This window comes from Pseudomonas sp. B15(2017), from assembly GCF_002113215.1.
In the GTDB taxonomy this organism is placed as follows: Bacteria; Pseudomonadota; Gammaproteobacteria; order Pseudomonadales; family Pseudomonadaceae; genus Aquipseudomonas.
The window spans coordinates 19,268-27,486 of the sequence record NZ_NEJZ01000030.1 but is presented as its reverse complement, the minus strand read 5'-3'; the positions used below and the strand labels follow the sequence as shown (position 1 = coordinate 27,486).

General features: G+C 60.4%; 6 protein-coding genes. All 6 read right to left on the bottom strand.

Annotation, left to right across the window (positions count from 1 at the left end; genetic code table 11):
- Positions 1-153 precede the first annotated feature (153 nt).
- Positions 154-1,839 (bottom strand): 30S ribosomal protein S1, encoded by a 1,686-nt coding sequence (rpsA, locus tag CAF73_RS29355; RefSeq protein WP_085699937.1) that lies wholly within the window; start codon positions 1,837-1,839, stop codon positions 154-156.
- A gap of 120 nt (positions 1,840-1,959) precedes the next feature.
- Positions 1,960-2,649 (bottom strand): (d)CMP kinase, encoded by a 690-nt coding sequence (gene cmk, locus CAF73_RS29350; RefSeq protein ID WP_085705404.1) that lies wholly within the window; start codon positions 2,647-2,649, stop codon positions 1,960-1,962.
- Positions 2,646-4,853: a bifunctional prephenate dehydrogenase/3-phosphoshikimate 1-carboxyvinyltransferase gene (locus tag CAF73_RS29345; protein WP_234206545.1), complete on the bottom strand. Its 2,208-nt coding sequence runs from the start codon at positions 4,851-4,853 to the stop codon at positions 2,646-2,648. The genes cmk and CAF73_RS29345 overlap by 4 nt, the downstream gene beginning before the upstream one ends.
- Positions 4,854-4,881: 28 nt before the next feature.
- A complete protein-coding gene (gene hisC / locus CAF73_RS29340) occupies positions 4,882-5,994 on the bottom strand; it encodes a histidinol-phosphate transaminase (RefSeq protein ID WP_007950914.1) in 1,113 nt (370 codons plus the stop codon).
- A gap of 12 nt (positions 5,995-6,006) precedes the next feature.
- Complete coding sequence (pheA, locus tag CAF73_RS29335) at positions 6,007-7,101, bottom strand: prephenate dehydratase (protein WP_007950913.1); 1,095 nt, start codon at positions 7,099-7,101, stop codon at positions 6,007-6,009.
- Positions 7,101-8,186 carry a 3-phosphoserine/phosphohydroxythreonine transaminase gene (gene serC, locus CAF73_RS29330; protein ID WP_085699929.1) on the bottom strand — a complete coding sequence of 362 codons (1,086 nt, stop codon included), beginning with the start codon at positions 8,184-8,186 and terminating at the stop codon, positions 7,101-7,103. The genes pheA and serC overlap by 1 nt, the downstream gene beginning before the upstream one ends.
- Positions 8,187-8,219 lie beyond the last annotated feature (33 nt).

The following is an 8,219-nucleotide window of genomic DNA, read 5'->3' as shown; positions in this document are numbered from 1 at the left end:
AGGTCCGCGTGTAATCACGCTGACTGCGCCTTTTTCCTGTATTCATTACTCCCTCCTGAGAATGGGTCAGAAGGTGTAAACCTTATTCAGGACGAGACACAGGCACAAAAAAGGGCGACCGAAGTCGCCCTTTTTTTAATGATCAGACAGAACTCAGTTCTGTTTGGCCATTGCTTGACGCAGCAGTGCCGCCATGGTGGTGTCAGCTGCTTCACCTTCCGGAGCTGCTTTCAGGCTCTGGATGGCTTCTTTCTCTTCAGCATCGTCTTTCGATTTGATCGACAGCTGGATTACGCGGCTCTTACGATCAACGCTGATGATCTTGGCTTCTACTTGCTGGCCTTCTTTCAGAACGTTGCGCGCGTCTTCAACGCGGTCACGGCTGATTTCGGAGGCTTTCAGAGTCGCTTCGATATCGTCGGCCAGAACGATGATGGCGCCTTTGGCGTCAACTTCTTTCACGGTGCCAGTAACGATTGCGCCTTTGTCGTTAACCGAGACGTACTCGGAGAACGGATCGCTTTCCAGTTGCTTGATACCCAGGGAGATACGCTCACGCTCCGGGTCAACCGACAGGATAACGGTGTCCAGCTCGTCGCCCTTCTTGTAACGACGCACGGCTTCTTCGCCGGTTTCGTTCCAGGAGATGTCGGACAGGTGAACCAGACCGTCGATGCCGCCGTCCAGACCAATGAAGATACCGAAATCGGTGATCGACTTGATGGTGCCGGAGATCTTGTCGCCCTTGTTGAACTGGCCAGAGAAGTCTTCCCATGGGTTCGACTTGCACTGCTTGATGCCCAGGGAGATACGACGACGCTCTTCGTCGATATCCAGAACCATGACTTCCACTTCGTCGCCGACTTGTACGACTTTCGAAGGGTGGATGTTCTTGTTGGTCCAGTCCATTTCCGAAACGTGTACCAGACCTTCAACGCCTTCTTCCAGCTCAGCGAAGCAGCCGTAGTCGGTCAGGTTGGTTACGCGAGCGGTAACGCGAGTGCCTTCTGGGTAACGGGCTTTGATAGCAACCCATGGATCTTCGCCCAGTTGCTTCAGGCCCAGGGAAACACGGTTGCGTTCGCGATCGTATTTCAGAACCTTGACGTCAATCTCGTCACCAACGTTGACGATCTCGGAAGGATGCTTGATGCGCTTCCAGGCCATGTCGGTGATGTGCAGCAGGCCGTCCACGCCACCCAGATCGACGAATGCGCCGTAATCGGTGAGGTTTTTGACGATACCTTTGACTTGCTGGCCTTCCTGCAGGGATTCCAGCAGAGCTTCACGCTCGGCGGAGTTCTCGGCTTCCAGGACGCTGCGACGGGAAACGACAACGTTGTTGCGCTTCTGATCCAGCTTGATGACCTTGAATTCCAGCTCTTTGCCTTCCAGGTGCGTGGTGTCGCGCACTGGACGGACGTCAACCAGGGAACCTGGCAGGAACGCACGGATGCCGTTAACGTCGACAGTGAAGCCGCCTTTAACCTTACCGTTGATAACGCCCTTGACCACTTCCTCAGCTGCGAAGGCTGCTTCCAGAACGATCCAGCATTCAGCGCGCTTGGCTTTTTCACGGGACAGCTTGGTTTCACCGAAACCGTCTTCAACCGAGTCCAGAGCAACGTGAGTTTCGTCACCGACGTTGATGGTCAGTTCGCCAGCTTCGTTGTAGAACTGCTCAAGCGGGATGAGCGCTTCAGACTTCAGGCCCGCATGAACGGTAACCCAGCCATTTCTGTCGTCAATATCAACGATAACGCCGGTGATGATGGAGCCTGTCTGAAGGTTCAGAGTCTTCAGGCTTTCTTCAAAGAGTTCCGCAAAGCTTTCGCTCATTTTAATTCCTGTTGATTAGGGCGAAAAATACGCCCATCTCCACATCCCAGACGATGCGGGTCAGTTTCATGTAAAGGAAGCCACCGCAGGACTATGACTGGTCCCCTGCGGCCTTCCTGGTCACCCGGCGATATCGCGAATGGCAATCTCGCTCATGATGCGTTCAAGCACCTGATCGATGGACAACTCCGTGGAATCCAGCTGTATCGCGTCGGCCGCCGGCTTGAGCGGGGCCACCGCTCGCTGGGTATCACGCTCATCGCGCGCACGGATCTCATCTAGCAGACTCGACAGACTAACACCCTCGACTTTGCCCTTCAACTGCAAATATCGACGGCGCGCCCGCTCCTCGGCACTGGCGGTCAGGAAAATCTTCAAGGGTGCGTTCGGAAAAACCACCGTTCCCATGTCGCGACCATCGGCCACCAGACCAGGCACTTCCTGGAAAGCGCGCTGGCGCTGCAGCAGCGCCTCGCGAACGGCCGGCAATGCAGCCACCTGGGAAGCGCCGGAGCCGACGCTCTCGGTGCGAATGACATCGCTGACTTCGTCACCTTCCAGAATGATGCGCTGCAACTGACCGTCGGTCGCGGCGATGAACTGCACATCCAGATGAGCGGCCAGTTTCTTCAGCAGCTCTTCATTGGTCAGGTCGACACCATGATTGTGCGCAGCAAACGCCAGCAGGCGATACAGCGCGCCGGAATCCAGCAGATTCCAGCCCAGACGCTTGGCCAGAATCCCGGCTACGGTGCCTTTGCCCGAGCCGCTTGGCCCATCGATGGTGATGACCGGTGCAATGTTGTTCACGACTGAGCCTCTTGCGCCACACGAATGCCGACCTGCGCGCACAGCGCCAGGAAGTTCGGGAACGACGTCGCGACGTTGGCGCAATCATGGATGCGGATCGGTGCAGTGGCGCGCAGCGAGGCCACGCTGAAAGCCATCGCGATGCGGTGATCGCCATGACCATGCACTTCGCCGCCGCCGATCTGGCCGCCGTCGATGATGATGCCGTCCGGGGTCGGCTCGCACTTGACGCCCAGCGCCAGCAAACCGTCCGCCATGACCTGGATACGGTCCGACTCCTTGACCCGCAGCTCCTCGGCGCCGGTCAGCACGGTGCGCCCTTCGGCACAGGCCGCAGCCACGAACAGCACCGGGAATTCGTCGATGGCCAGAGGAACCAGCGCCTCCGGAATCTCGATACCCTTGAGTTTAGCTGCCCGCACGCGAAGATCCGCTACTGGTTCGCCGCCTACTTCACGCTGGTTTTCCAGGGTGATGTCGGCGCCCATCAGGCGCAGGATGTCGATTACGCCAGTACGGGTCGGGTTGATGCCGACGTGTTCGAGCACCAGCTCCGAACCTTCAGCGATCGACGCTGCCACCAGGAAGAACGCCGACGACGAGATATCACCCGGCACTTCGATGTGGGTCGCAGCCAGCTTGCCACCGGACTCGACGGACGCAGTCGCGCCGTCAACGCTCACCGGATAGCCAAAGCCGCGCAGCATGCGCTCGGTGTGGTCACGAGTCGGAGCCGGCTCGGTCACGGTGGTCTTGCCTTCGGCGTACAGACCCGCCAGCAACAGGCAGGATTTAACCTGGGCACTGGCCATCGGCATGGTGTAGGTCAGGCCTTTGAGCTTGTGACCGCCACGAATGGTCATCGGCGGACGACCGTCGGCAGCGGTTTCGATCACGGCACCCATTTCCCGCAGCGGGTTGGCGACGCGATTCATCGGGCGTTTGGACAGCGACGCGTCACCGGTCAGGGTGCTGTCGAAGTCCTGCGCGGCCAGCAGGCCGGACAGCAGGCGCATCGAAGTACCGGAGTTGCCCAGATAGATCGGGCCCGGCGCAGGTTTCAGGCCATGCAGGCCGACACCGTGGATGGTCACACGGCCGTGATGCGGGCCTTCGATGACCACGCCCATGTCGCGGAACGCCTGCAAGGTCGCCAGGGCGTCTTCACCCTCGAGGAAGCCTTCGACTTCGGTGACGCCTTCAGCCAGCGAACCGAGCATGATCGAACGGTGGGAAATCGATTTGTCACCCGGTACGCGAATCCGACCGGAGAGGCGGCCACCAGGTTGAGCCAGGAAGATCAGATCGTTGGAATTCATAGCGTCCACATAGGCCCTGCGGGCCAGGATTTTACTGAAATGCTCGCGGGCAACCCGGGCGCGCGTGAAGACGCCCAACAATTGGTGCCCATCCCCTGCATCGACCGCGTCGCGCAAGGCGTCGAGGTCGCTGCGAAATGTATCGAGTGTGCGCAGGACAGCCTCGCGGTTGGCGAGAAAGATGTCATGCCACATGACCGGGTCGCTTCCGGCAATTCTTGTGAAATCACGGAAACCGCCCGCAGCGTAACGGAAGATCTCAAGATTTTCATTGCGCTTGGCCAACGAATCGACCAGACCGAAGGCCAGCAAGTGCGGCAGATGGCTGGTCGCGGCCAGCACTTCATCGTGACGCTCGACCTGCATGTGCTCGACGTCGGCGCCCAGCTCGCGCCACAAGCGATCAACCACCGCCACGGCAGACGGATCGGTCTGCTCCAGCGGGGTCAAAATCACTTTATGACGGCGGAACAGCTCCGAGTTGGAGGCTTCCACCCCGCTCTGCTCGGAACCGGCAATCGGATGCCCCGGTACGAAACGCGTCGGCATGCCGCCAAACGCTTCGGTCGCCGCGCGCACCACATTGCCCTTGGCGCTGCCGACGTCCGTCAGGATTGCCTGCCCAAGATCCATGCCGGCCAGACGAGCCAGCACTTTTTCCATGGCCAGGATCGGCACCGCCAACTGGATCACGTCCGCGCCCTGGCAAGCGGCCACCAGATCGTCTTCGCAGCGATCCACCACGCCCAACTCGACCGCCAGCTTGCGCGATTGCGGGTCGAGATCAACGCCGACCACTTCGCGGCACACACCGCTTTCACGCAAGCCTTTGGCAAACGAACCACCGATCAACCCCAGACCGACCACCACCAGGCGCCCGATCATAGGTGCAGCAGATTGCAGCGCAGTGACATCACCCACGAGCCAGAACCTTGCGCAGCGCTTCAAGGAAGCGGCTGTTTTCCGCCGGCAGACCAATGGTCACTCGCAGATGGTTCGGCATGCCGTAGTTGGCCACCGGACGCACGATCACGCCTTCGCGCAGCAGGCCCTGGAACACCGGAGCCGCCACCTGGCCGAGATCGACGCAGATAAAGTTGCCCTTGGACGGAATCCAGCTCAGACCCAGCTCGCGAAAACCCGCTTCCAGCTGTTGCATGCCGGACTCATTGAGCTGACGGCTCTGCGCCAGATATTCCTCGTCCTTCAGCGCCGCACAGGCCGCGGCCAAGGCCAGGCTGTTGACGTTGAACGGCTGGCGTACACGGTTCAGCACGTCTGCCACTACCGGAGTGGACAGACCATAGCCAACGCGCAGCGCCGCCAGACCGTAGGCCTTGGAGAAGGTGCGCGAGACCAGCAGGTTCGGGTAAGCCGCGAGGAAGTCCAGGCCATCCGGCAGATCGCTGCCTTCGGCATATTCGATGTAGGCTTCGTCCAGTACCACCAGCACATGCTCAGGCACGTCCTGCAGGAACTCATCCAGCGCTTCAGCGCCGAACCAGGTACCGGTCGGGTTGTTCGGGTTGGCGATGAACACGACGCGAGTATTGGCGTCGATGGCCGCCAGCATGGCCGGCAGGTCATGGCCCCAATCCTTGGCCGGAACGACCTTGGCCTGAGCGCCGACCGCCTGGGTCGCGATCGGGTAGACCGCGAACGCGTGCTCACTGAACACCGCATTCAGGCCCGGCGCCAGATAGGCACGCGCCACCAGTTCGAGAATGTCGTTGGAGCCATTGCCCAGCGTCACCTGGTTCAGCTCGACGCGACACTGTTCGGCCAGCAGGGATTTGAGTGCGAAGCCGTTGCCGTCCGGGTAGCGGGTCAACTCGTCCAGCGCTTCGCGGATCGCGGCCAGCGCTTTCGGACTTGCGCCCAACGGGTTTTCGTTGCTTGCCAGTTTGACGATGCTTGCCGGATCCAGGTCCAGCTCGCGCGCCAGCTCGTCCACGGGCTTGCCCGGCACGTATGGCGAAAGTTGTTGCACGCCCGGCTGTGCCAGAGCGAGGAAGTTGCCACTCATTGCTACCACCCCTTAAAGAACTGCTTTCGGGTAGGAACCCAGCACCTTGAGTGCTACTGCTTCCTGACTGATCTTTTCCAGTACACCTTTGATCAGCGGATCACGGTGGTGACCGACGAAGTCGATGAAGAACACGTAGGTCCACTTACCGCTGCGCGATGGACGGGTTTCGATCCGGGTCAGGTCGATCCCGTTGTCATGGAACGGCACCAGCAGCTCATGGAGCGCGCCGGGTTTGTTGCTCATCGACACGATGATCGAAGTTTTGTCGTCGCCGGTCGGCGGCACTTCCTGGTTACCGATCATCAGGAAGCGCGTGGAGTTGTCCGGACGATCCTCGATCTTCTCGGCCAGACGCGTCAGGCCGTACAGCCCGGCCGCCATGTCACCGGCGATCGCCGCCGAGTTCCACTCACCCTTGACCCGCTTGGCCGCTTCGGCGTTGCTGGACACCGCCACACGCTCGACATTCGGGTAATGGGCATCCAGCCATTTGCGGCACTGGGCCAGCGACTGGGCGTGGGAATAGATGCGGCTGATGCTGTCGGTCTTGGTGTTTTCACCGACCAGCAGGTGGTGGTGAATCCGCAGCTCGACTTCACCGCAGATCACCATGTCGTGCTCGAGGAAGCTGTCGAGGGTGTGGTTGACCGCGCCTTCGGTGGAGTTCTCCACCGGCACCACGCCGAAATTCACCGCACCAGCCGCCACTTCACGGAACACTTCGTCGATCGCCGCCATCGGCTTGCTGATCACCGCGTGCCCGAAGTGCTTCATCGCCGCCGCCTGGGTGAAGGTGCCTTCCGGACCGAGATAAGCGACTTTCAGCGGGTTCTCGAGGGCCAGGCACGAAGACATGATTTCGCGGAACAAGCGCGCCATCTCTTCATTGCCCAGCGGCCCCTTGTTGCGCTCCATCACGCGCTTGAGGACCTGCGCCTCACGCTCGGGACGATAGAACACCGGCTGCTCGCCCTCGGCCAGACTGGCCATCTTGACCCGGGCAACCTCTTCGGCACAGCGCGCGCGATCGCTGATCAACTGGAGGATTTTCTCATCCAGGTTGTCGATGCGAACGCGCAGCGCCTTGAGCTCCTGCTCGGACATCAGGAATGCTCCTTCTCGAATTCAGCCATGTAGCCAACCAGGGCTTCGACGGCGTCCAGCCCCAGGGCGTTGTAGATCGAGGCACGCATGCCGCCGACCGAACGATGGCCCTTGAGGTTGAGCAGGCCACGGGCGTCGGCGCCAGCCAGGAACGCTTTGTCCAGACGTTCGTCAGCCAGACGGAACGGCACGTTCATCCACGAGCGGGCGTTGGTGCTGATCGGGTTGGTATAGAAGTCGCTGTTGTCGATGAAGCCGTACAGGCGATCTTTCTTCGCCTTGTTGCGCTGCTCCATCGCGGCGACGCCGCCCTGCTCCTTCAGCCACTCGAAGACCAGACCCGAGAGGTACCAGGAATAGGTGGCCGGCGTGTTGTACATCGAACCGTTGTCGGCCGAAACCTTGTAGTCGAGCATGGTCGGGCACGAACTGCGGGCACGACCCAGCAGATCCTCACGAACGATCACAACGACGAGACCACTCGGGCCGATGTTCTTCTGTGCGCCGGCATAAATCAGGCCGTACTGCGACACATCGATGGGACGCGAGAGGATGTCAGAGGACATGTCGACCACCAGCGGAACGTCACCGGCCTCGGGAACCCAGTCGAACTGCAGGCCGCCGATGGTTTCGTTCGACGCGTAATGCAGATAGGCCGCACCCGGGGTCAGCTCCCACTCGTTCTGACCAGGGATGGCCAGGTAGTCATAAGGCTTGGCGCTGGCAGCGACGTTGACGTTGCCGAAGCGACGCGCTTCCTCGATGGCTTTCTTCGACCAGATGCCGGTTTCGACATAGTCGGCAGTGCCGTTCTCGGGCAGCAGGTTCAGCGGAATCTCGGCGAACTGCTGGCTCGCACCGCCCTGCAGGAACAGCACTTTGTAATTGGAGGGGATGGACAGCAGGTCGCGCAGGTCTTGTTCGGCCTTTTCGGCGATGGCCACGTAGTCATCACTGCGATGGCTCATTTCCATGACCGACAGACCCTTGCCATGCCAGTCGAGCATCTCGGACTGGGCACGCAACAGGACAGCTTCAGGCAGCGCAGCGGGACCTGCGCAGAAGTTAAAGGCTCGTTTGCTCACATCCACTCTCGCTATGCAATCACGGTAGCGGAC